The sequence below is a fragment of the Thauera phenylacetica B4P genome (genome assembly GCF_000310225.1).
Classification (GTDB): domain Bacteria; phylum Pseudomonadota; class Gammaproteobacteria; order Burkholderiales; family Rhodocyclaceae; genus Thauera; species Thauera phenylacetica.
The window spans coordinates 1-20,921 of sequence record NZ_AMXF01000061.1 but is presented as its reverse complement, the minus strand read 5'-3'; the positions used below and the strand labels follow the sequence as shown (position 1 = coordinate 20,921).

General features: G+C 69.4%; 28 protein-coding genes. 23 read left to right on the top strand and 5 right to left on the bottom strand.

All coding sequences use genetic code 11. The features are described 5' to 3' along the window. Together C667_RS10035 and C667_RS10030 are read right to left on the bottom strand one after the other, a co-directional pair. The coding region (locus C667_RS10035) for a cyclic di-GMP-binding domain-containing protein, MshE-related (RefSeq protein WP_004362090.1) at positions 1-229 on the bottom strand (229 nt) is incomplete at its 3' end. Further along, the gene (locus C667_RS10030; protein WP_083881309.1) at positions 226-2,076 is read right to left on the bottom strand and encodes a pilus (MSHA type) biogenesis protein MshL; all 1,851 of its coding nucleotides are present in this window, start codon (positions 2,074-2,076) and stop codon (positions 226-228) included. The genes C667_RS10030 and C667_RS10035, both read right to left, overlap by 4 nt. Positions 2,077-2,270: 194 nt before the next feature. Here C667_RS10030 and C667_RS10025 point away from each other — a divergent pair, with 194 nt between their 5' ends. The 10 genes from C667_RS10025 to murA are packed head-to-tail and all read left to right on the top strand — an operon-like array spanning position 2,271 to position 9,408. Continuing rightward, entirely contained in the window at positions 2,271-3,092 is an 822-nt protein-coding gene (locus C667_RS10025; protein WP_004362087.1) for an ABC transporter ATP-binding protein, read from the top strand. After that, entirely contained in the window at positions 3,089-3,877 is a 789-nt protein-coding gene (gene mlaE, locus C667_RS10020) for a lipid asymmetry maintenance ABC transporter permease subunit MlaE (protein WP_004362085.1), read from the top strand. The genes C667_RS10025 and mlaE overlap by 4 nt, the downstream gene beginning before the upstream one ends. A 2-nt stretch (positions 3,878-3,879) precedes the next feature. Then, positions 3,880-4,347 carry an outer membrane lipid asymmetry maintenance protein MlaD gene (gene mlaD, locus C667_RS10015; RefSeq protein WP_039921205.1) on the top strand — a complete coding sequence of 156 codons (468 nt, stop codon included), beginning with the start codon at positions 3,880-3,882 and terminating at the stop codon, positions 4,345-4,347. 29 nt (positions 4,348-4,376) lie between these two features. Next, a complete protein-coding gene (locus C667_RS10010) occupies positions 4,377-5,228 on the top strand; it encodes an MlaA family lipoprotein (protein WP_004362081.1) in 852 nt (283 codons plus the stop codon). 9 nt (positions 5,229-5,237) lie between these two features. Continuing rightward, positions 5,238-5,900, top strand: coding sequence for an MlaC/ttg2D family ABC transporter substrate-binding protein (locus tag C667_RS10005; protein ID WP_004362079.1), 663 nt, complete (start codon positions 5,238-5,240; stop codon positions 5,898-5,900). Then, a complete protein-coding gene (locus tag C667_RS10000; protein ID WP_004362076.1) occupies positions 5,897-6,181 on the top strand; it encodes an STAS domain-containing protein in 285 nt (94 codons plus the stop codon). Before C667_RS10005 ends, C667_RS10000 begins: the two co-directional genes overlap by 4 nt. Continuing rightward, positions 6,178-7,074 carry an ABC transporter ATP-binding protein gene (locus C667_RS09995; protein WP_004362073.1) on the top strand — a complete coding sequence of 299 codons (897 nt, stop codon included), beginning with the start codon at positions 6,178-6,180 and terminating at the stop codon, positions 7,072-7,074. Before C667_RS10000 ends, C667_RS09995 begins: the two co-directional genes overlap by 4 nt. A 34-nt stretch (positions 7,075-7,108) precedes the next feature. Then, positions 7,109-7,882, top strand: coding sequence for an ABC transporter permease (locus C667_RS09990; RefSeq protein ID WP_086013452.1), 774 nt, complete (start codon positions 7,109-7,111; stop codon positions 7,880-7,882). Between the two features lie 10 nt (positions 7,883-7,892). Beyond that, complete coding sequence (locus C667_RS09985) at positions 7,893-8,150, top strand: BolA family protein (RefSeq protein WP_004307364.1); 258 nt, start codon at positions 7,893-7,895, stop codon at positions 8,148-8,150. Positions 8,151-8,157: 7 nt separating this feature from the next. Then, entirely contained in the window at positions 8,158-9,408 is a 1,251-nt protein-coding gene (murA, locus tag C667_RS09980) for a UDP-N-acetylglucosamine 1-carboxyvinyltransferase (RefSeq protein WP_004362069.1), read from the top strand. Positions 9,409-9,737: 329 nt separating this feature from the next. Here murA and rnk read toward each other — a convergent pair whose 3' ends face one another. Further along, a complete protein-coding gene (gene rnk, locus C667_RS09975) occupies positions 9,738-10,145 on the bottom strand; it encodes a nucleoside diphosphate kinase regulator (RefSeq protein ID WP_004362067.1) in 408 nt (135 codons plus the stop codon). 152 nt (positions 10,146-10,297) lie between these two features. Here rnk and hisG point away from each other — a divergent pair, with 152 nt between their 5' ends. Together hisG and hisD are read left to right on the top strand one after the other, a co-directional pair. Further along, positions 10,298-10,942 (top strand): ATP phosphoribosyltransferase, encoded by a 645-nt coding sequence (gene hisG, locus C667_RS09970; RefSeq protein ID WP_004307358.1) that lies wholly within the window; start codon positions 10,298-10,300, stop codon positions 10,940-10,942. Positions 10,943-10,952: 10 nt separating this feature from the next. Further along, complete coding sequence (gene hisD, locus C667_RS09965) at positions 10,953-12,260, top strand: histidinol dehydrogenase (protein ID WP_004362065.1); 1,308 nt, start codon at positions 10,953-10,955, stop codon at positions 12,258-12,260. Positions 12,261-12,311: 51 nt separating this feature from the next. Here the strand turns inward: hisD and hisC are convergent, their stop codons facing one another. Beyond that, positions 12,312-13,385, bottom strand: a complete 1,074-nt coding sequence (gene hisC, locus C667_RS09960; protein ID WP_004362063.1) for a histidinol-phosphate transaminase — start codon at positions 13,383-13,385, stop codon at positions 12,312-12,314. A 183-nt stretch (positions 13,386-13,568) separates the two neighbouring features. Here hisC and hisB point away from each other — a divergent pair, with 183 nt between their 5' ends. The 10 genes from hisB (at position 13,569) to tatC (ending at position 19,169) form a co-directional block, all read left to right on the top strand. After that, the gene (hisB, locus tag C667_RS09955) at positions 13,569-14,156 is read left to right on the top strand and encodes an imidazoleglycerol-phosphate dehydratase HisB (protein ID WP_004362061.1); all 588 of its coding nucleotides are present in this window, start codon (positions 13,569-13,571) and stop codon (positions 14,154-14,156) included. A 61-nt stretch (positions 14,157-14,217) separates the two neighbouring features. After that, the gene (gene hisH, locus C667_RS09950) at positions 14,218-14,856 is read left to right on the top strand and encodes an imidazole glycerol phosphate synthase subunit HisH (RefSeq protein WP_004362060.1); all 639 of its coding nucleotides are present in this window, start codon (positions 14,218-14,220) and stop codon (positions 14,854-14,856) included. A gap of 44 nt (positions 14,857-14,900) precedes the next feature. Then, a complete protein-coding gene (gene hisA / locus C667_RS09945; protein WP_004362058.1) occupies positions 14,901-15,650 on the top strand; it encodes a 1-(5-phosphoribosyl)-5-[(5-phosphoribosylamino)methylideneamino]imidazole-4-carboxamide isomerase in 750 nt (249 codons plus the stop codon). Positions 15,651-15,672: 22 nt separating this feature from the next. After that, a complete protein-coding gene (hisF, locus tag C667_RS09940; RefSeq protein ID WP_004362056.1) occupies positions 15,673-16,431 on the top strand; it encodes an imidazole glycerol phosphate synthase subunit HisF in 759 nt (252 codons plus the stop codon). Beyond that, positions 16,428-16,823 carry a phosphoribosyl-AMP cyclohydrolase gene (hisI, locus tag C667_RS09935; RefSeq protein ID WP_004362054.1) on the top strand — a complete coding sequence of 132 codons (396 nt, stop codon included), beginning with the start codon at positions 16,428-16,430 and terminating at the stop codon, positions 16,821-16,823. Before hisF ends, hisI begins: the two co-directional genes overlap by 4 nt. Beyond that, positions 16,820-17,158, top strand: a complete 339-nt coding sequence (locus tag C667_RS09930) for a phosphoribosyl-ATP diphosphatase (protein ID WP_004362052.1) — start codon at positions 16,820-16,822, stop codon at positions 17,156-17,158. The genes hisI and C667_RS09930 overlap by 4 nt, the downstream gene beginning before the upstream one ends. Then, positions 17,155-17,502, top strand: coding sequence for a histidine triad nucleotide-binding protein (locus C667_RS09925; RefSeq protein WP_004362050.1), 348 nt, complete (start codon positions 17,155-17,157; stop codon positions 17,500-17,502). The genes C667_RS09930 and C667_RS09925 overlap by 4 nt, the downstream gene beginning before the upstream one ends. Positions 17,503-17,512: 10 nt before the next feature. Next, entirely contained in the window at positions 17,513-17,749 is a 237-nt protein-coding gene (gene tatA / locus C667_RS09920; protein WP_004362048.1) for a Sec-independent protein translocase subunit TatA, read from the top strand. Between the two features lie 95 nt (positions 17,750-17,844). Then, positions 17,845-18,375 (top strand): Sec-independent protein translocase protein TatB, encoded by a 531-nt coding sequence (tatB, locus tag C667_RS09915; protein WP_004362046.1) that lies wholly within the window; start codon positions 17,845-17,847, stop codon positions 18,373-18,375. Then, the gene (tatC, locus tag C667_RS09910) at positions 18,372-19,169 is read left to right on the top strand and encodes a twin-arginine translocase subunit TatC (RefSeq protein ID WP_004362044.1); all 798 of its coding nucleotides are present in this window, start codon (positions 18,372-18,374) and stop codon (positions 19,167-19,169) included. Before tatB ends, tatC begins: the two co-directional genes overlap by 4 nt. 30 nt (positions 19,170-19,199) lie before the next feature. Here tatC and C667_RS09905 read toward each other — a convergent pair whose 3' ends face one another. Next, a complete protein-coding gene (locus C667_RS09905; protein ID WP_004362043.1) occupies positions 19,200-20,351 on the bottom strand; it encodes a trypsin-like peptidase domain-containing protein in 1,152 nt (383 codons plus the stop codon). A gap of 95 nt (positions 20,352-20,446) precedes the next feature. Here C667_RS09905 and C667_RS09900 point away from each other — a divergent pair. Then, the coding region (locus tag C667_RS09900) for a Nif3-like dinuclear metal center hexameric protein (protein ID WP_004362041.1) at positions 20,447-20,921 on the top strand (475 nt) is incomplete at its 3' end.

Here is a 20,921-nt window from a genome sequence, read left to right as displayed (position 1 = left end):
CGATCGCGTCGGGGTCGGCGAGCGCGCTGGCGAGGTCCACGCAGGGCAGGCCGCTGCGCGCGGCGAGCGCCTCGCGCAGCGCGGCCTCGCTGACGAAACCGAGCTCGACCAGCACGCGGCCGAGCGGCTGGGACCGCCCGCGCTGCTCGTGGAGGGCGATGCGGAGCTGGTCCTCGCCGATCAGGCCGGCGGCGACGAGGATCTGGCCGATGGGGAGCGGAGCGTTCATGGCAGGCTCGTGGCGGCATCCGGACGACCTGGGCCAGGATGCGTGGACTGGGGTGAGGGGGCGTGGGGATAGGCCGAATCGGAGAAGGCGTCGGCGGCCGAGACGGTGCCCCCGGGGGCGAGCAGTGGGCGCAGCGGCTGGTGGGGGAAGTTGCGCTGGCCGGGCGAGGGCGAGTCGAGGAGGAAGTCGTCGTCGGGCAGGCGGCCGGCGTATTCGGCGTAGCCTCCGCGCATGCCCGGCTCGTCGATCAAGAGCGGACGCAGGAAGATCAGCAGCTCGGTGCGGCGCACGTTGTTGTCGCGCCGGGTGAACAGTTCGCCGACCACCGGCAGGTCGCCGAACAGCGGGATGCGGCCGGTGTCGTGGTCGACGCGGTCCTCCATCAGCCCGCCGAGCACGGCGACCTCGCCGCTGCGCAGGCGCAGCATGGACTCGATCTCGCGCGTGCGGATCTGCGGCACGCGGTTGGGGATGTCGCCGAGGGAGGGGTTGGGGTCGTCCTTGAAGCCGGAGATGCCCGAGATGGTCGGCCGCACGTTGAGGGTGATGTCGCCGTCGGCGGAGATCTGCGGGGTGACCGACATGACCATGCCGACCGAGACCGATTGCGGCGTCGTGGTCGCGGAGATGCGCGCCTGCTTGCGGTCGTCGTATTCGGTGGTGGTGCTGTCGACGAGGAAATACACCACCTCCTCGACCACCTTGAGCATCGCGGTCTGGTTGTTGAGCACCGACAGGCGCGGGCTGGAGAGCACCTTGACGGTGCCGAAGGTCTCCAGCAGCTCGAGGCGGATGTCGGAGTTGGCCGACAGGTAGCTCAGCGTCGGCTGCCCGGGCGTGGCGTCGCCGCTGCCGCGCGGACGCACGCTCCAGCCCGGCACGCCGAGCCGGGTCCAGTCGATGCCCTGGCGGTAGCCGTCGGCGAGGGTGACCTCGACGATCGTGGCCTCGATCATCACCTGGCGGCGCGCCGCGCGCTGCACGCCGGCGAGGAAGGCCTCGAGCTCCTCGTGCTGGCGCTGGGTGGCGCGCGCCATGACGATGCCGCTCTCGCGGTTGAGCATCAGGTCGGCGTTGCGGCAGCCTCCGGCGCGTTCGCCTCCACGCTCACCGCCGCAGTCGGGCGCGCGCCCCGGCCCGGCGAGGATGGCGGCGAGGTTGTGCTCGAGCGTGTTCCAGAAGTCGTTGGCCGAGCGCGTCTCGATCTGGGTGATCGAGGCGTTGCCGGCGCCGCTCGCCGCCGACGTGCGCTGGCCGGCGCCGCCGCTGCCGGAGGTGGCGATCTGCGTGCTGGTGGCGACCGTGCCGCGCATGTCGCGGCTCAGGTTGACGTAGTCCACCGCGTAGCTGCGGATGAAGGGGGTGTCGGGGCGCACGCGCAGGTGGCGGCCGCGCAGCTCGTAGCGCAGGTCGACCTGGCGGGCGATGCGCTCGAGCAGCTCGCCGAGCGGTCGGTCGTGGGCCTGCAGGCTGACCTTGCCGGTGATCCCGGCGTGGAGGTCGAGCTCCAGTCCGGCGTCGCGGCCGATGGCGAGCAACAGCTGCTCGGCGGGAATGTCGTAGACGTCGATCGAATAGCCGCGCGCCGGGCGGCCGGGAGTCGGGGCGGGCGGCGGCGAGGCCGTCGGTGCCTGCGCCTGGGCGCTCGGGCCCGCAGGGGAAGTCGCAGCGCTGATCAATTCGGAGGCGGGTGCCGTGCCGCGGCCGTGCTCAGGCCGGTCGATTGCCGTGCGCTGGTCGAGGTGGCCTTCGAGCGCGGGAGGACGGCCGAGCGGAGCACATCCCGCGGTCGCCAGTAGCGTCGCGGTCGCGAACAGCCTGCGCAGTGCGTTTGATGTGCATGTCATGCGACAATGCTATTACGATAAAATGGAAATGTGAATGACCCGATCGATTTTTCTTTTTGGCGGCCTCGGCATCGAGGGGTGGGCGTGCGTGCCGAGGGTGATGGCCCGAATCAGGTTGCTGCGCTGCAGCATTTTTCCGTCTGTCGACGCAAATCTCTGATATATTCAAGAGTTTTCACCTTCGGCCGATCGACGTGACCGTGTCCGCCCCACATTCCTCTCCGCTGGTTTCGCTGCGCGACGCGCGCTTCGCCTATGGCGAGCGCGAGGTGCTGCGCGGCATCGACCTGAGCGTGCATCGCGGCCAGGTCGTCGCCATCATGGGGGGCAGCGGCTGCGGCAAGACCACGCTGCTGCGCCTGATCGGCGGGCAGTTGCGCGCGACCGCCGGCACGGTGGAGGTCGAGGGGCGCGACGTCGCGCGGCTGTCGGGCGGCGAGCTCTACGCGCTGCGCCGACGCATGGGCATGCTGTTCCAGTTCGGGGCGCTGTTCACCGACATGAGCGTGTTCGACAACGTGGCCTTCCCGCTGCGCGAGCACACCGACCTGCCTGCAGGCATGGTGCGCGACCTGGTGCTGATGAAGCTGCAGGCGGTGGGGCTGCGCGGTGCGGCGAAGCTGCACCCGAACGAGCTCTCGGGCGGCATGGCGCGGCGGGTGGCGCTGGCACGCGCGGTGGCGCTCGACCCCATGCTGATCCTCTACGACGAGCCCTTCGCCGGCCTCGACCCGATCTCGCTCGGCATCATCGGCCAGCTCATCCGCAAGCTCAACGACGCGCTCGGCGCGAGCTCGGTGATGGTGACCCACGATGTGCACGAGTCGCTCGCGATCGTCGATTACATCTACTTCGTCTCCGACGGGCGCATCGTGGCGCAGGGCACGCCGGACGAGATCCGCGCCTCCAGGGACCCCTTCGTGCATCAGTTCGTCCATGCCGAGGCCGACGGGCCGGTGCCCTTCCACTATCCGGCCGGGCCGATCGACCGCCTGCTCGGCGGGGAGGACGCATGAACGCCATCGCCTCCGCGCTGCGCCGCATCGGCGCGATGACCATCGACGGCATCTGGCGGCTCGGCTTCGCCACCCGCTTCCTGCTCGCGGTGCTGCTGAACTCCGGCCAGTCGCTGCGCCGCATCCACCTCACCATCCGCGAGCTCTATTTCAGCGGCGTGATGTCGCTGCTGATCATCACGGTCTCGGGGCTCTTCGTCGGCCTCGTGCTCGGGCTGCAGGGCTACGACATCCTGCAGCGCTACGGTTCGGCCGACGCGGTAGGGGTGATGGTGGCGCTGTCGCTGCTGCGCGAGCTCGGGCCGGTGATCGCGGCGCTGCTGTTCGCCAGCCGCGCCGGCTCGGCGATCACCGCCGAGATCGGCCTGATGAAGACCACCGAGCAGTTGAAGGCGATGGACATGATGGCGGTCAACCCGATCGCGCGCGTGGTCGCGCCGCGCTTCTGGGGCGGCGTGCTGTCGATGCCGCTGCTGGCCGCGCTGTTCTCGGCGATGGGCATCTTCGGCGGCTGGCTGATCACCGTGGTGGTGATCGGCGTCGATGACGGCGCGTTCTGGTCGCAGATGCAGGCTGCGGTCGAATTCGAATACGACGTGTTGAACGGCGTGATCAAGTCCGCGGTGTTCGGCACCGTGGTGTCGCTGATCGCGGTGTTCGAGGGCTACGATTGCCAGCCGACCGCCGAAGGCGTGTCGCGCGCGATCACCCGCACCGTCGTGACCTCCGCGCTGGCGATCCTGGCGCTGGATTTCGTGCTTACCTCCTTCATGTTCAGGGGTTGATGATGAGTCGTACCGCGCTCGACCTGTGGGTCGGCATTTTTGTTGCGATCGGTTTCGCCGCGCTGGTGTTCCTGGCGATGAAGGTCGGGAATTTCTCGGGTCTGGACGGCAGCGAGACCTATCGCGTCGAGGCGCCCTTCGACAACATCGGCGGGCTCAAGGTGCGCGCGCCGGTCAAGAGCTCCGGCGTGCTGGTGGGCCGGGTCGCGGTGATCCGCTTCGATCCCGCGATCTACCGCGCCGTGGTCGAGCTCGAGATCGACAAGCGCTATGCCTTCCCCGCCGATACCACCGCCTCCATCCTCACCTCCGGCCTGCTCGGCGAGCAGTACGTGGGGCTGGAGGCCGGCGCCGACGGCGAGATGCTGAAGAACGGCGACCGCGTGCTGATCACGCAGTCCGCGGTGGTCCTCGAGAAGCTGATCGGCCAGTTCATGTTCGACCGCGCCGCCGACGCGCCCGCCCAGTAAGTCGGCCAGGTTCCCCGGAGAAAACAACAATGCGAAACGTCTTCCGCTCCTCCCGCGCCAGCCTCGCCGTAGCCGTTCTGTCGGCCGCGCTCGCGACCGGCTGTGCGACCACGTCCAACCCCGACGACCCGCTCGAGGGCTACAACCGGGCCATGTTCAGCTTCAACGAGCAACTCGACAAGGTCGCCATCAAGCCGGCCGCGCAGGTGTACGAGGCCGTGCTGCCGAGCCCGGTGCGCACCGGCGTCGGCAACGTGCTGGGCAACCTCGGCGACCCCTGGATCGCGCTCAACAACCTGCTGCAGGGCAAGGTCGCCGAGGGCATGAGCGACCTGATGCGCTTCGCGCTCAACTCCACCTGGGGCCTGCTCGGCCTGCTCGACATCGCCAGCGCGGCGGGCCTGCCCAAGCACGACGAGGACCTTGGCCAGACGCTCGGGCGCTGGGGCGTGGGCGAGGGCGCCTACATCGTGCTGCCCTTCTTCGGGCCGCGCACGGTTCGCGACGCGGTGGCCCTGCCGGCCGACATGATGGGTAACGAGCCGTTCAGCATCGATCACGTGCCGACGCGCAACACGGTGCTGGGCACGCGGGTCGTGCACGGCCGCTCGGTGCTGCTTGGCGCCGACCGCACCCTCAAGGAGGCCGCGCTCGACCGCTACGCCTTCGTGCGCGACTTCTACCTCGAACAACGCCGTTACAAGGTCGGCGACGGCCGCAAGGAGCGCGTGTACGAAGATTTCGACGAACAGTCGACCGCGCCGCTCGGCGGCGAAGTCGATGCGGCCGCCGCCACCGCGGTCGAGAACCTCGAGCTCGCGGGCATCGGCGCGCCCCCGGCCACGACCGGCCGCCGCGTCACCCGCCAAACCATCCAGTAAACGAGAGCCATGAACAAGATCCTCGATTTTCTCCGCGTCTTCCTCCTCTGTGCGCTGTTCGGTGCCGCGCTGCCCGCAGCCGCCAGCGCCGACAAGGCGCCCGACGTGCTGGTGCGCGACGTGACCAACGAAGTGCTCGAGATCGTGCGCGCCGACAAGGCGATCCAGGCCGGTGACACCCATCGCGTCATCGAGCTGGTCGACGCCAAGGTGCTGCCGCACTTCGACTTCCGCCGCATGACCATGCTCGCGGTCGGGCGCGACTGGCGCCAGGCCAGCGCCGAGCAGCAGACCAGGCTGACCGACGCCTTCCGTACCCTGCTGGTGCGTACCTACTCGAACGCGCTGACCCAGTACCGCGACCAGCGCATCGAGTTCCGCCCCTCGCGCTTCGCGCCCGCCGACACCCGCGTGCAGATCCGCACCGAGGTGGTGCAGTCCGGTGCGCAGCCGATCGGCATCGACTACATGCTCGAGAAGGGCGAGCAGGGCTGGAAGGTGTTCGACGTGATCGTCGCCGGCGTCAGCCTGGTCACCAACTATCGCAGCAGCTTCGGCCAGGAGATCGCGCGCGGCGGCATCGACGGCCTGATCCGCTCGCTCGAGGAGCGCAACCGCTCGCTCGCCGAGCAGCAGAGCATGAGCCAGAACGGCGCGGGGCGCGGCGCGTGAGCGATCCCGCGGTGTTCGCGCCCGAGGGCGCGCTGACCATGCAGAGCGCGCCGGCGCTGCTCGCCGAGGGCCAGCGGCGCGCGCGCGCGGGCGACCTGGTGGTCGATCTTGCGGCGGTGTCCGCCGCCGACTCCGCGGCGCTCGCGCTGATCCTCGACTGGATGCGCTGCGCGCGTGCGGCCGGCCACGCGCTGGTGCTGCGCAACCCGCCCGCCGGGCTGGTCAGCCTCGCCGCGCTCTACGACATCGACGGCCTGCTGGCGCTGGAGCGCGCCGCATGAGCACGCCGGCGATCCGCATCCAGGGTGTAAGCAAGCACTACGGCAGCCTGAAGGCGCTCGGCGGCGTCGACCTCGAGGTCGGCCAGGGCGAGTTCTTCGGCCTGCTTGGTCCCAACGGTGCGGGCAAGACCACGCTGATCTCGGCGCTGTCGGGTCTGGTGCGGCCGGACAGCGGGACGCTGGCGATCATGGGCCACGACGTCGTCGCCGACTACCGCAACGCGCGGCGCAACCTCGGCGTGGTGCCGCAGGAGCTCGTCTTCGATCCCTTCTTCTCGGTGCGCGAGCTGCTGCGCATCCAGTCTGGCTACTTCGGCATCCGCAGCAACGACGACTGGATCGACGAGATCCTCGCCAGCCTCGACCTCACCCACAAGGCCGGCGCCAACATGCGCATGCTCTCCGGCGGCATGAAGCGGCGCGTGCTGGTGGCGCAGGCGCTGGTGCACCGGCCGCCGGTGATCGTGCTCGACGAGCCCACCGCGGGCGTCGACGTCGAACTGCGCCAGGGCCTGTGGCAGTTCATCCGCAAGCTCAACCGCGACGGCCACACCATCGTGCTCACCACGCACTACCTGGAAGAGGCCGAGGCCTTGTGCGGGCGCATCGCGATGCTCAAGGCCGGGCGCATCGTCGCGCTCGACACCACCGCCAACCTGCTGCGCCGCTTCGCCACCCACAGCCTGGCCGTGCGCCTGGAGCATCCCGGGCGCGGCGTCGAGCTCGGCGGCAGCGCCGGCGAGGGCGGCTGGGTGGACTTCGCCTTCGACAGCTACACCGAGGTCGAGGCCCTGCTCGCCCGCCTGCGCGAGGCCGGCGCCGGCCTCGTCGAGATGCGGCTCGGCGAGCCCGATCTCGAACGCGTCTTCGTCGAGGTGATGAACCGTGCCTGAATCCTTCTCCCGCGCCGCCCCGCGCATCGAGCCGATGGCGGCCGAGTCGCCGCTGGCCGGCTTTCGCACGCTGCTGTTCAAGGAGGTGCTGCGCTTCTGGAAGGTGGGCTTCCAGACCGTCGCCGCGCCGGTGCTCAACGCGCTGCTGTTCCTGCTCATCTTCTCCCACGTGCTCGACCGCCACGTCACGGTCTACGGCGAGGTCGCCTACACCAGCTTCCTGGTGCCCGGGCTGGTGATGATGTCGGTGCTGCAGAACGCCTTCGCCAACAGCTCGTCCTCGCTGATCCAGAGCAAGATCACCGGCAACATCATCTTCGTGCTGCTGCCGCCGCTGTCCTACCGCGAGTTCTATGCCGCCTACGTGATCGCCTCGACCCTGCGCGGGCTGATGGTGGGGGCGGGCGTGCTCGCGGTGTCGGCCGCCTTCGTCGAGGTGCCGATGGCGCATCCGCTGTGGGTGCTGGGCTTCGCCGTGCTCGGGGGCGCGATCCTCGGCTCGCTCGGGGTGATCGCGGGGATCTGGGCGGACAAGTTCGACCAGCTCGCCGCCTTCCAGAACTTCCTCATCATGCCGCTGACGATGCTGTCGGGGGTGTTCTACTCCATCCACTCGCTGCCGCAGTTCTGGCAGGACGTGTCGCATTTCAATCCGTTCTTCTTCATGATCGACGGGTTCCGCTACGGTTTCTTCGGTCAATCGGACACCTCGCCCTGGCTCTCGCTCGGCGTGGTGGGCCTGTGTTTCGTCCTGCTCGCGGCGCTCACCCTGGCGATGCTCGCGCGCGGTTACAAGTTGCGTTCGTAAAGGATTCCAAATGTTCGAAGCAAGTGAAGTCAAGCGCCTGATCGAGCAGGGCCTGCCCTGCGAGCTGGTGGTCATCGAGGGCGAGGATGGCGTGCATTTCCGCGGCATCGTCGTCAGCGCCGCCTTCGAGGGCAAGATGAAGGTGCGCCAGCACCAGGCGGTGTACGCCACCCTGGGCCGCCTCATGGGCAACGAGATCCACGCCCTGCAGCTGCAGACCTTCACGCCCGCGCAGTGGGAAGAAGGTCGCGGCGAGCTCGGGATGTGAGCCGCGCATGGACAAGCTGTTGATCGAAGGCGGCGCGCGCCTGTCGGGCGAGGTCGCCATCTCCGGCGCCAAGAACGCCGCCCTTCCCATCCTCTGCGCCGCGCTGCTTAGCGCCGAGCCGGTCACCTTTACCAACGTCCCGCGCCTCAACGACATCGACACCCTGCTGGCGCTGCTCGGCCAGATGGGGGTGCGCATCCAGCGCGAGGCCGACGTGGTGACGCTCGACGCCTCCACGCTCGACAACCCGGTCGCGCCCTACGAGATGGTCAAGACCATGCGTGCGTCCATCCTCGTGCTCGGCCCGCTGGTCGCGCGCTGCGGCGAGGCGCGCGTGTCGCTGCCGGGCGGCTGTGCGATCGGCGCGCGCCCGGTGGACCAGCACATCAAGGGCCTGCAGGCGATGGGCGCCGAGGTGCGCGTCGAGCACGGCTATGTGCACGCCACGGTGCCGCGCCTGAAGGGCGCGCGTCTGTTCACCGACATGGTGACCGTGACCGGCACCGAGAACCTGATGATGGCCGCCGCGCTGGCCGACGGCGAGACCGTGATCGAGAACGCCGCGCGCGAGCCCGAGGTGGTCGACCTGGCCAACTGCCTGGTGGCGATGGGCGCGCAGATCTCCGGCGCCGGCAGCGACGTGATCCGCATCCGCGGTGTCGAGCGCCTGCACGGCGCCACCCACCGCATCATGCCCGACCGCATCGAGACCGGCACCTACCTGTGCGCGGCAGCGGTCACCGGCGGCTCGGTGCGGCTGACCGGCACCTCCTCGTGCTACCTCGACGCGGTCATCGACAAGCTCATGGACGCCGGCTGCGAGGTGGTGTCCGAGCGCGATGCCATCCGCCTGAGCGCGCCGGCGCGCCTCAACGCCGTGAGCCTGCGCACCGCGCCCTATCCGGCCTTCCCGACCGACATGCAGGCGCAGTTCATGGCGATCAACGCGGTCGCGAAGGGCGTGGCGATGATTCGCGAGACCATCTTCGAGAACCGCTTCATGCACGCGGTCGAGCTGCAGCGCCTCGGCGCCGACATCCGCATCGACGGCAACACCGCGGTGGTGCAGGGGGTCGACAGGCTGGAGGGCGCGACCGTCATGGCGACCGACCTGCGGGCCTCGGCGAGCCTGGTCGTGGCCGGCCTGGTGGCCGAGGGCGACACCACGATCGAGCGCATCTACCACCTCGATCGCGGCTACGAGCGTCTGGAAGAGAAGCTTGCGGCGCTCGGCGCGAAGGTGCGGCGCCTGGCCTGAGGCGGGGCGCGGAGGCGGGACGTTCCGGGCCGGTCGCCCGGTGCGTCCTTCCGCTGCCGTCCGGCAGCGACCATCGGCGCGCCGTGTTCGCGGCTGCCGCCGCTCCACAGGGTGAGTCAGCGCGGCGCCCATGTGGCCGCGTTCGCGGCAGCCACCGCTCCTGCTCGGTGATCCAGCACGGCGCCCATGTGGCCGTGTTCGCGACAGCCACCGCTTCCGGGGAGCTGGCACGGCGCCGATGTAGGAGCGGCGGCAGCCGCGAATGCAGCCGTCCGGCACCCCGGCGTGCCGGCGATGTCCCGTCGCCGTGCGCTCGCCTGCCGGTGCTCCTACAGCTCGAACTGGCCGTTGGCCTCGGGTTGCCAGGTGACTTCCAGCACCTTCAGGCGGATTTCCTTGCCGTCGGACGATCTCCAGTCGATCGACTGGCCGGCCGAGAGGCCGAGCAGCGCGCTGCCCGCGGGCGAGAAGATCGACACGCGATGCGCCTCGGCGTTGGCGTCCTTCGGGTAGGCCAGGGTCAGCTCGTACTCGCGCCCGGTGCCTTCCTCGACGAAGCGCGCGCGGCTGTTCATCGTGATCACGTCCGCCGGCATGTCCTGCGGCTCGCGCACGTCGGCACGCTCGAGCTCCTCGCGCAGGCCGTCGAGGTCGCTGCGGCTGCGGAAGGCGGGGAGGGTGAGCAGACCCTCGAGGCGCTCGAGGTCGCTGCTGGAGACGATGATCGACGGTTTCATGGTGCGGTTTTCCTGCCTGAGGTGCGCGCCGACGCTGCGGCGAAACAAAAGAAAAGGCCGAACCGCCGCGTGCGGTTCAGCCAGTCGCGACGAAGGTTAACAGAAGCGGCGCCGGGTTACAATGCGCGGTCCCCCCGATCAAGGCTTTTCACGTGTCCAGCATCACGCTCGCCCTGTCCAAGGGCCGCATCTTCGAAGAGACCCTGCCGCTGCTCGCCGCCGCGGGCATCGTGCCTACCGACAACCCCGAGTCCTCGCGCAAGCTGATCATCGGCACCAACCGGCCGGACGTGCGCCTGGTGATCGTGCGCGCGACCGATACGCCCACCTACGTGCAGTACGGCGCGGCCGACCTCGGCATCGCCGGCAAGGACGTGCTGGTCGAGCATGGCGGGGCGGGCCTCTACCAGCCGCTCGACCTCGAGATCGCCAAGTGCCGGCTGTGCGTCGCGGTGCAGAAGGGCTTCGACTACGCCGCCGCCACCCGCCCGGGCGGGCGCATCCGCGTCGCCACCAAGTACATGAACGCGGCCAAGGCGCACTTCGCCGGCAAGGGCATGCACGTCGACCTGATCAAGCTCTACGGCTCGATGGAGCTCGCGCCCCTGGTGGGGCTGGCCGACGCCATCGTCGACCTGGTGTCCACGGGCGGCACGCTGCGTGCCAACAACCTGGAAGAGGTCGAGGACATCATGCCGATCAGCTCGCGCCTGATCGTCAACCAGGCCTCGCTCAAGCTCAAGCGCGAACTGCTGCAGCCGGTGCTCGACGCCTTCGCCGGCGCGATCCAATCGTAAGGACCCGTTCATGAGCCAGACGCCGATCCGCCGCCTCGACGCGCGCGAACCCGAATTCCTGTCCACGCTCGACGCCCTGCTCGCCTTCGAGGCCGAGGCCGACGGCCGCATCGACGCCGCCGTCACCGAGATCCTGCAGGCGGTGCGCACCACCGGCGACGCCGCGGTGGTCGAATACACCCGGCGCTTCGACGGTCTCGACGTGAAGTCCATGGTGGCGCTCGAGCTGCCCAGGAGCGAGCTGCAGCTCGCGCTCGACAGCCTGCGCCCCGAGCAGCGCGAGGCGCTGACCATCGCCGCCGACCGCGTGCGCGTGTATCACGAGCGCCAGAAGGGCGAGTCCTGGGAGTTCACCGAGGCCGACGGCACCCGCCTGGGGCAGAAGGTCACGCCGCTCGACCGCGTCGGCCTGTACGTGCCGGGCGGGCGCGCGTCCTACCCGAGCTCGGTGCTGATGAACGCGATCCCGGCCAAGGTCGCCGGCGTCGGCGAGCTCATCATGGTGGTGCCCACGCCGCGCGGCGAGAAGAACCCCCTGGTGCTGGCCGCCGCGGCGATCACCGGCGTCGATCGCGTGTTCACCATCGGCGGCGCGCAGGCGGTGGCGGCGCTCGCCTACGGCACGCAGACCATCCCGCAGGTGGACAAGATCGTCGGTCCGGGCAACGCCTACGTGGCCGAGGCCAAGCGCCGGGTGTTCGGCACGGTCGGCATCGACATGGTCGCCGGGCCGTCGGAAGTGCTGATCATCTCGGATGGCTCCGGCCACGCCGACTGGGTGGCGATGGACCTCTTCGCCCAGGCCGAGCACGACGAGCTCGCGCAGTCCATCCTGTTGTGCACCGACGCCGGCTTCATCGACGCGGTGCATGAGGCGATCGACCGCCTGCTGCCCACCATGCCGCGCCGCGACACGATCGCGAAGTCGCTCGCCAACCGCGGCGCGCTGATCCACGTCGACAGCCTGGAGCAGGCCTGCGCGATCGCCAACCGCATCGCGCCCGAGCACCTCGAGCTGTCGCTGGACGACGCCGAGGCCTGGATCGCCCACATCCGCCACGCCGGCGCGATCTTCGTCGGCCACTGGGCGGTGGAGGCGCTCGGCGACTACTGCGCCGGCCCCAACCACGTGCTGCCGACCATGCGCAGCGCGCGCTTCTCGTCGCCGCTCGGCACCTACGACTTCCAGAAGCGCACCAGCATCGTGCACATCTCGCAGGCCGGCGCCCAGCACCTGGGCAAGGTGGCGTCCATCCTGGCGCATGGCGAGGGCCTGCAGGCGCACGCGCGCTCGGCGGAGATGCGGCTGAAGGTTTGAGTGTGGGTACCGGCGGCGCATAGCCGCTCCGCCGGTCATTGCGCCTGTGGGTCAGGCGCCGAGGATTTCCTTCAATGCGCCGACCAGGACGCCACACTGGGCGTCGGTGCCCACGGTGATGCGCATGAACTGGTCGATGCGCGCGGCCTTGAAGTGGCGCACGATGATCGCGCGCTTGCGCAGCGCAGCGGTGAGCTCGGCGCCGTCGCGTGTCGGGTGGCGGGCGAAGATGAAGTTCGCCGCCGAGGGCAGCACCTCGAAGCCGAGCGCCTGCAGCTCGGCGACCAGCTTGTCGCGGGTCTCGATTACCTTTGCGCAGCTGGCGCGGAAGTAGTCCTCGTCTTCCACCGAGGCCACCGCGCCGGCGATCGCCAGGCGGTCGAGCGGGTAGGAGTTGAAGCTGTTCTTGACCCGCTCGAGCGCCTCGACCAGCGCCGCGTCGCCCACCGCGTAGCCCACGCGCAGGCCGGCGAGCGAGCGGCTCTTGGAGAAGGTGCGCGTGACCAGCAGGTTGGGATGGCGGTCCACCAGCGCGATCGCGCTGTCGCCGCCGAAGTCCACATAGGCCTCGTCGACCAGCACCACCGCGTCGGGGTTGGCGGCGACGATGCGCTCGACCTCGGTGAGCGCGAGCAATCGTCCGGTGGGCGCGTTCGGGTTGGGGAAGATGATCGCCCCGGCACGCTCGTCGCCGCGCGGCAGGTAGTCTTCGACGCGGATCGAGAAGTCCTCGGCCAGCGGCACGATGCGCGGCTCGATGTCGTACAGCCCGCAATACACCGGGTAGAAGCTGTAGGTGATGTCGGGGAACCACAGCGCGCGCTCGTGCTTGAGCAGGGCCATGAAGGCGTGCGCGAGCACCTCGTCCGAGCCGTTGCCGACGAAGACCTGCTCCGGGCGCACGCCGTGGTGGCGGGCGAGCGCGGCCTTGAGCGCGTCGGCGTTGGGGTCGGGGTAGAGGCGCAGGGCGTCGCCGGTGGCGGCGCGGATGGCCTCCAGCACCTTCGGCGAGGGGCCGCAGGGGTGTTCGTTGGTGTTGAGCTTGACGAGGTTGTCGAGCTTGGGCTGTTCGCCCGGCACGTAGGGGGTCAGGCCGTGGACGACGGCGCTCCAGAAGCGGCTCATGCGGGTGTCTGCGGTTGAGGTGGAACGGGCGATTCGACACGCAGTCCGCGCGTGGCGGCGGTGCGTGGCGTGTGGGCAACGCGATAGCGCCGCCATTTCCGCGCCATAGGCTGCGCATTGCGGCGAGTTCGCTGCCCGATGTTATCATGACCGACAGTCATCCCATTTTGGCCGGTAGCCTCCATGCGGCAAGCAGAAGTCACACGCAACACCCTCGAAACCAAGATCACCGTGCGCATCGATCTCGATGGCAGCGGGCAGGGCCAGCTCGATACCGGCGTGCCCTTCTTCGATCACATGCTCGACCAGATCGTCCGCCACGGCCTGATCGACCTCGACATTCACTGCGAGGGCGACACGCACATCGACGACCACCACACCGTCGAGGACGTCGGCATCACCCTCGGCCAGGCCTTCGCCAAGGCGCTCGGCGACAAGAAGGGCCTGCGCCGCTACGGCCACGCCTACGTTCCACTCGACGAGGCGCTGTCGCGCGTGGTGGTCGATTTCTCCGGCCGTCCGGGCCTGCACTACTTCGTGAATTACACCCGCGCCCGCATCGGCAACTTCGACGTGGACCTGGCGCGCGAGTTCTTCCAGGGCTTCGTCAATCACGCCGGCGTCACGGTGCACATCGACAACCTGCGCGGCGACAACGCCCACCACCAGTGCGAGACCGTGTTCAAGGCCTTCGCCCGTGCGCTGCGCATGGCGGCCGAGCACGACGAGCGCGCGGCGGGGACCATCCCCTCGACCAAGGGCGCGCTCTGATCCCTCCCTTCCCGCGGTCGCGCTGCGCGGCCGTCCTCCAGTCGAAAAGCGAGTCAAGCCGATGACCAGCGTGGCCATCATCGATTACGGCATGGGCAACCTGCGCTCGGTCGCCAAGGCGATCGAGCACGTGGCGCCCGGCCACGACGTGTTCGTCACCTCCGATCCTGCGCGCGTCGCCGCCGCCGAGCGCGTGGTGTTCCCGGGGCAGGGCGCGATGCCCGACTGCATGCGCGAGCTCGACGCGCGCGGCCTGCGCCCCGCGGTGCTCGCCGCGGCGGCCGAGAAGCCCTTCCTCGGCATCTGCATCGGCCAGCAGATGCTCTTCCAGCACAGTGCCGAGGGCGACGTCCCGGGCCTGGGCATCCTGCCGGGTGAGGTCGTGCGCTTTCCCGAGGCCAAGATGGTCGCGACCGATGGCAGCCGGCTCAAGGTGCCGCACATGGGCTGGAACGAGGTGCGCCAGTGCGGCCCGCACGCGCTGTGGGAGGGCATCCCCGACGGCGATCGCTTCTACTTCGTGCACAGCTACTTCGTCGTGCCCGCGGATGCCTCGCTCACCGCGGCCGAGACCGACTATGGCGTTCGCTTTACCAGTGCGGTAGCGCGGGCTAATATCTTCGCGGCCCAGTTCCACCCCGAGAAGAGCGCCGCCGCCGGCCTGCGCCTGCTGGCCAATTTCATCCGCTGGCAGCCCTGAGCCGCCGGTGACTCCCTTCACGTTTCTCCACTGCTGATCCCGGTATGCTGCTCATTCCCGCCATCGACCTCAAGGACGGTCAATGTGTTCGCCTGAAACAGGGCGAGATGGACGACGCCACGGTGTTCTCCTCCGATCCGGGCGCCATGGCGCGCCACTGGCTCGAGGCCGGCGCGCGTCGCCTGCACCTGGTGGACCTCAACGGCGCCTTCGCCGGCAAGCCCAAGAACGGCGCCGCGATCCGTTCGATCACCGACGTCGTCGGTGACGACATCCCGGTGCAACTCGGTGGCGGCATCCGCGACCTCGACACGATCGAGCACTATCTCGACAACGGCATCAGCTACGTCATCATCGGCACCGCCGCGGTCAAGAACCCCGGCTTCCTGCACGACGCCTGCAGCGCCTTCCCCGGCCACATCATCGTCGGCCTCGACGCCAAGGACGGCAAGGTCGCGGTGGACGGCTGGTCCAAGCTCACCGGCCACGACGTGGTCGACCTGGCGAAGAAGTTCGAGGACTACGGCGTCGAGTCGGTGATCTACACCGACATCGGCCGCGACGGCATGCTCTCCGGCGTCAACATCGAGGCCACCGTGCGCTTGGCGCGCGCGCTGCGCATCCCGGTGATCGCCAGCGGCGGCATAACCGACCTGCGCGACATCGACGCGCTGTGCGCGGTCGAGGACGAGGGCATCATGGGCGCGATCACCGGGCGCGCGATCTATGAGGGCACGCTCGACTTCGCCGCCGCGCAGGCGCGCGCGGACGAGCTCGAGGGTGCGCGCGAATGATCTTCTCCCGCGGGGGCCGCTGATGCTGGCCAAGCGCATCATTCCCTGCCTGGACGTGAAGTCCGGGCGCGTGGTCAAGGGCGTCAATTTCGTCGAGCTGCGCGACGCCGGCGACCCGGTCGAGATCGCCCGCCGCTACGACGAGCAGGGCGCCGACGAGATCACCTTCCTCGACATCACGGCGAGCTCGGACGACCGCGACATCATCCTGCACGTGGTCGAGCAGGTGGCCGAGCAGGTCTTCATCCCGCTCACCGTGGGGGGCGGCGTGCGTGTGGTCGAGGACGTGCGCCGGCTGCTCAACGCCGGCGCCGACAAGGTCAGCATGAACACCGCGGCGGTGAACAACCCGCAGCTGGTCTTCGATGCCTCGAGCAAGGTCGGCAGCCAGTGCATCGTGGTGGCGATCGACGCCAAGCAGACCGCGCCCGGCAAGTGGGAGGTGTTCACCCACGGCGGGCGCAACAACACCGGCCTGGACGCCATCGAGTGGGCGCGCAAGGTCGAGTCGCTCGGCGCGGGCGAGATCCTGCTCACCAGCATGGACCGCGATGGCACCAAGAGCGGCTTCGACCTCGCGCTCACGCGCGCGGTGTCGGACGCGGTGCGCATCCCGGTGATCGCCAGCGGTGGCGTCGGCACCCTCGAGCATCTCGCCGAGGGCGTGTCGGAGGGCCGCGCCGATGCGGTGCTGGCGGCGAGCATCTTCCATTTCGGACAGCATACCGTGCGCGAGGCCAAGGAGCTGATGCGCGCGCGCGGCATCGAGGTACGCCTGTGAGCACGAGCACGCGCTGGTTGAACGAGGTCAAGTGGGACGAGCACGGCCTGGTGCCGGTGATCGCGCAGGAGGCCTCCAGCGGCGACGTGCTGATGTTCGCCTGGATGAACCGCGAGGCCCTGCAGCGCACCGCCGAGACCGGCGAGGCCATCTACTGGTCACGTTCGCGGCGCAAGCTGTGGCACAAGGGCGAGGAGTCCGGCCACGTGCAGAAGGTGCTCGACATCCGCATCGACTGCGACAACGACGTGGTGCTGCTCAGGATCGAGCAGGTCGGCGGCATCGCCTGCCACACCGGTCGCCACAGCTGCTTCTTCCAGAAGTATTTCGCCGACGGCCGCTGGGAGGCCGTCGAACCGGTTTTGAAAGACCCGCAGGAGATCTACAAATGATCGATATCGAAGTGCTGCACCGCGTGTCCGACACCCTGGCCGCGCGCAAGAAGGCCGATCCGGACTCTTCCTACGTCTCCAGCCTGTACCAGAAGGGCACCGACACGATCTGCAAGAAGGTCGCCGAGGAAGCTGCCGAGACCATCATGGCGGCCAAGGACAAGGACATGCTGCACCTGGTGTGGGAGGTGACCGACCTGTGGTTCCACTCCATGGTGCTGCTCGCCCACCACGGCCTGTCGGTGGACGACGTGCTCGCCGAGTTCCGCCGCCGCGAGGGCGTGTCGGGCATCGACGAGAAGAAGTCGCGCAGCGCGGAAGGCGCGCGCGCATGAGCGACTGCGTCTTCTGCCGCATCGTTCGTGGCGAGATCCCGTCGAAGAAGGTGTACGAGGACGAGCACGTCTACGCCTTCCACGACATCCATCCGGTCGCGCCGGTGCATGTGCTGGTGGTGCCCAAGGTGCACGTCGACTCGATGGCGCACCTCGATGGGGAACACGAGGCGGCGATGGGGCGTCTGATGGTTGCGGCGGGCAAAATCGCCCGCGAGCAGGGCTGTACCGACGGCTTCCGCACCATCGTCAATACCGGAAGGGTCGGCCTGCAGGAGGTGTATCATCTCCACCTCCACATTCTGGGCGGGCCCGATCCCCTGCCGCCCATGTTGAAGCGTTAAGGAGAGCGGTATGGGTTCTTTCAGCATCTGGCACTGGCTGATCGTGCTGGTCATCATCCTTCTGGTGTTCGGCACCAAGAAGCTGCGCAACATCGGCTCCGACCTCGGTGGCGCGGTGAAGGGCTTCAAGGAAGGGATGAAGGAGGGCGATTCCGCCGGCGCGGGCGACGCCTCCCAGCAGAAGCTCTCGCAGGGCCAGACCATCGAAGGCGAGGCGCGCGAGAAGGTCGACCAGAACCGGTCCTGAGCCTCGCGTCTCGAACCAGCACGGGGGCGCCCTGACCGGAGCGCCCCTTCGTTTTACGGCGGGCCGGCGGCGGCCCCTGTCTCGAGCGAGCACACATGTTCGATTTCGGCTTTTCGGAACTCGTGGTGATCGGCGTGGTGATGCTGATCGTGGTCGGGCCCGAGCGCCTGCCCAAGGTCGCGCGCACCGCCGGGCATCTGCTCGGGCGCGTGCAGCGCTACGTCTCCGACGTGAAGTCCGACATCCAGCGCGAGATGCAGCTCGAGGAGCTGAAGAAGCTGCAGGAGCAGGTGCGCCACCAGGCGCAGGAGCTCGAGGCCTCGGTGCGTACCGGGGTCGCCGGGGTCGAGTCCGGCATCGGCGAGACGGTCGCCGAGGTGCGCTCCATCCTCCCCCAATCATCGGCCTCCGACTCACCGGCCTCCACGGCGGCGGCCTTTCCCTCGGGCGCTGCGGCGCCTGCCTTCTCAACCACCCCTGCAGCCCCCTCCGCAGCCGCTCCGGCGCCCGTCGGGAGCCCGGCTGCCGCGCCCGCCGCCGGCGTTGCGGCCCCGACCCCGCAGCTCGAGCTCGGGCTCGATAGCGTGCCCCGCACCGTGGCCGGCGCGGACAAGGTCAAGGCATGAGCGAACAACAGGAAACCTTCATCGCGCACCTGGTCGAGCTGCGCGACCGCCTGATCCGCGCGCTGCTCGCGATCGTGATCCTCTTCGTCTGCCTGATGCCGTGGGCGGGCTCGATCTACGACATCCTCGCCAAGCCGATGATGGACACGCTGCCCGCGGGCACCAACATGATCGCCACCGGCGTGGTGACGCCCTTCTTCGTGCCGGTCAAGGTGACGATGATGGTCGCCTTCGTGCTCGCGCTGCCCTGGGTGCTCTACCAGGCCTGGGCCTTCATCGCGCCTGGGCTGTATGCGCACGAGAAGCGTCTCGCCCTGCCGCTGGTGCTCGGCAGCACGCTGCTCTTCCTCCTCGGCATGGCGTTCTGCTACTTCTTCGTGTTCGGCACGGTGTTCAAGTTCATCGCCGAATTCGCGCCCAAGAGCATCGTCCCGGCGCCGGACATCGAGCAGTACCTGTCCTTCGTGATGTCGATGTTCATCGCCTTCGGCATCACCTTCGAGGTGCCGGTGGCGGTGATCCTGATGGTCAAGGCCGGCATCGTGGACGTGGCCAAGCTGCGCGAGGCGCGCCCCTACGTGATCGTCGGCGCCTTCGTGATCGCGGCGATCATCACGCCGCCCGACGTGGTCTCGCAGTTCATGCTCGCCGTGCCGATGTGCCTGCTCTACGAGCTCGGGATCGTGCTCGCGGGCATGCTGTCCAAGCCCTCGCCGCAGCAGGAGGCGGCTGGCGAGGCCGCGCAGCAGCTGGCCGCGCCGGGTGTCGCCGAAGGCGAGGGCGAGCGCCGCTGAGCGCGTTGCCCGCCTCGCGCTTGCCGCGGCTCAGCGCACGCCCTGCGGAACCGGTCGACGGCCCACTGCGACGTCCAGGTCGAGCTCCTCGGCGCCGCGCCGCACCCTGAACACCGCACGCTTGCCCGGCGGCAGCGCCGCGACCATGTCGAGCATCGCGCGCGGGTCGCGCACCGTCTCGCCGTCGAGCGCGACCAGCACGTCGCCCGGGCGCACCCCCGCACGATCGGCCGGGCTGCCGCGCAGCACGCCGGCGATCAGCGCCCCGCTGGCGTCGCGGTAGCCGAAGGAGGCGGCGAGCTCGGGGGTGAGGTCCTGGATCTCCACGCCGACCCAGCCGCGCACGACCTCGCCGGTGGCGACGATCTGCTCGAGCACGTCGCGTGCGATCGACACCGGGATTGCGAACCCGATGCCGAGTGAGCCGCCCGAGCGCGAGTAGATCGCGGTGTTGATGCCGACCAGGCTGCCCGCGCTGTCGACCAGCGCGCCGCCGGAGTTACCCGGATTGATCGCGGCGTCGGTCTGGATGTAGTTCTCGAAGGTGTTGATGCCGAGCTGGCTGCGGCCGAGCGCCGAGACGATGCCCATGGTGACGGTCTGGCCGACGCCGAAGGGGTTGCCGATCGCCAGCACCACGTCGCCCACCGCGAGGCTGTCGCCCGCCGGGAAGGTGATCGCCGGCAGCACGTCGGCGCTGTCGATGCGCAGCACCGCGAGGTCGGTCTCGGGGTCGCGCCCGACCAGGCGGGCGGCGAACTTGCGGCCGTCGTTGAGCGCGATCTCGATCGCGTCGGCGGTCTCGATGACGTGGTTGTTGGTGAGCACGTAGCCGTCGGGGCTGACGATGACGCCCGAGCCCAGGCCGGATTCGCTCGGCGCGCTGTCCGGACGCTCGCCGAAGAAGTGGCGGAACAGGGGGTCGTCGAACAGCGGGTGACGCTGGCCGCGCCCACCCTTGGTGGTGAAGATATGCACCACCGCCGGCATCGAGCGCTGCGCCGCCGGAGCGTAGGAGCCCGCCGCCGGCGCACGCTCGGCGCCCGCGGGCGCCTCGAGGATCGCCACCACCGCCGCCGGCGTGGCCTGGCGCAGCCACTCCGGCTTGAGGGTGTTGAGCACGAACAGCACGGCGACGCTGACGGTCACGGCCTGCGCGAAGATGAGCCACAAGCGGCGCATAATGTGGGGCTTGAAAGAGGATGGTCGCGCGCCCGGCCTGCCGGACCGCTGCCCGGTCATGGAGCCGCGCGCAAAGGGGAGACGAAGGAGGACGCATGCAGCTCACCGAACTCGGGGATCATCTCGACACCCTGCTCGACGCTTCACGGCTGAAGGATTATTGCCCAAACGGCCTGCAAGTGGAAGGACGCCCCGAGGTCCTGCGCGTGCTGTGCGGGGTGACCGCCAGCCAGGCCCTGCTCGACCTCGCGGTCGCCGGCGGGCATGACGCCGTCTTCGTGCATCACGGCCTGTTCTGGAAGGGCGACGACGGCCGCGTGACCGGTTTCCGGCGTCGGCGGCTGCGCACCCTGCTCGCCAACGACATCAGCCTGTTCGCCTACCACCTGCCGCTCGACGTGCATCCCGAGCTCGGCAACAACGCGCAGCTCGCGCGCCGGATGGGCTGGCAGGGCGAGGCGCGCTTCGCCGACCAGGACCTGGGCTGGATCGGCCGACCGGCGCGCGTGGGCGAGCGCGCCCACGACATCGCGCGCGCGCTCGCGGGCGCGCTCGGGCGCGAGCCGCTGC

Bases quoted from the DNA above. Each gene is read 5' to 3' on its own strand.
- hisF (WP_004362056.1), top strand. From the start codon at position 15,673: ATGCTGGCCAAGCGCATCATTCCCTGCCTGGACGTGAAGTCCGGGCGC.
- mlaE (WP_004362085.1), top strand. From the start codon at position 3,089: ATGAACGCCATCGCCTCCGCGCTGCGCCGCATCGGCGCGATGACCATC.
- C667_RS10010 (WP_004362081.1), top strand. From the start codon at position 4,377: ATGCGAAACGTCTTCCGCTCCTCCCGCGCCAGCCTCGCCGTAGCCGTT.
- C667_RS10030 (WP_083881309.1), bottom strand. From the start codon at position 2,076: ATGACATGCACATCAAACGCACTGCGCAGGCTGTTCGCGACCGCGACG.
- mlaD (WP_039921205.1), top strand. From the start codon at position 3,880: ATGAGTCGTACCGCGCTCGACCTGTGGGTCGGCATTTTTGTTGCGATC.
- C667_RS09990 (WP_086013452.1), top strand. From the start codon at position 7,109: ATGGCGGCCGAGTCGCCGCTGGCCGGCTTTCGCACGCTGCTGTTCAAG.
- tatB (WP_004362046.1), top strand. From the start codon at position 17,845: ATGTTCGATTTCGGCTTTTCGGAACTCGTGGTGATCGGCGTGGTGATG.
- C667_RS09905 (WP_004362043.1), bottom strand. From the start codon at position 20,351: ATGCGCCGCTTGTGGCTCATCTTCGCGCAGGCCGTGACCGTCAGCGTC.
- hisH (WP_004362060.1), top strand. From the start codon at position 14,218: ATGACCAGCGTGGCCATCATCGATTACGGCATGGGCAACCTGCGCTCG.
- hisC (WP_004362063.1), bottom strand. From the start codon at position 13,385: ATGAGCCGCTTCTGGAGCGCCGTCGTCCACGGCCTGACCCCCTACGTG.
- C667_RS09995 (WP_004362073.1), top strand. From the start codon at position 6,178: ATGAGCACGCCGGCGATCCGCATCCAGGGTGTAAGCAAGCACTACGGC.
- rnk (WP_004362067.1), bottom strand. From the start codon at position 10,145: ATGAAACCGTCGATCATCGTCTCCAGCAGCGACCTCGAGCGCCTCGAG.
- C667_RS09985 (WP_004307364.1), top strand. From the start codon at position 7,893: ATGTTCGAAGCAAGTGAAGTCAAGCGCCTGATCGAGCAGGGCCTGCCC.
- murA (WP_004362069.1), top strand. From the start codon at position 8,158: ATGGACAAGCTGTTGATCGAAGGCGGCGCGCGCCTGTCGGGCGAGGTC.
- hisA (WP_004362058.1), top strand. From the start codon at position 14,901: ATGCTGCTCATTCCCGCCATCGACCTCAAGGACGGTCAATGTGTTCGC.
- tatC (WP_004362044.1), top strand. From the start codon at position 18,372: ATGAGCGAACAACAGGAAACCTTCATCGCGCACCTGGTCGAGCTGCGC.
- C667_RS10005 (WP_004362079.1), top strand. From the start codon at position 5,238: ATGAACAAGATCCTCGATTTTCTCCGCGTCTTCCTCCTCTGTGCGCTG.
- C667_RS09925 (WP_004362050.1), top strand. From the start codon at position 17,155: ATGAGCGACTGCGTCTTCTGCCGCATCGTTCGTGGCGAGATCCCGTCG.
- hisB (WP_004362061.1), top strand. From the start codon at position 13,569: ATGCGGCAAGCAGAAGTCACACGCAACACCCTCGAAACCAAGATCACC.
- hisD (WP_004362065.1), top strand. From the start codon at position 10,953: ATGAGCCAGACGCCGATCCGCCGCCTCGACGCGCGCGAACCCGAATTC.
- tatA (WP_004362048.1), top strand. From the start codon at position 17,513: ATGGGTTCTTTCAGCATCTGGCACTGGCTGATCGTGCTGGTCATCATC.
- C667_RS09930 (WP_004362052.1), top strand. From the start codon at position 16,820: ATGATCGATATCGAAGTGCTGCACCGCGTGTCCGACACCCTGGCCGCG.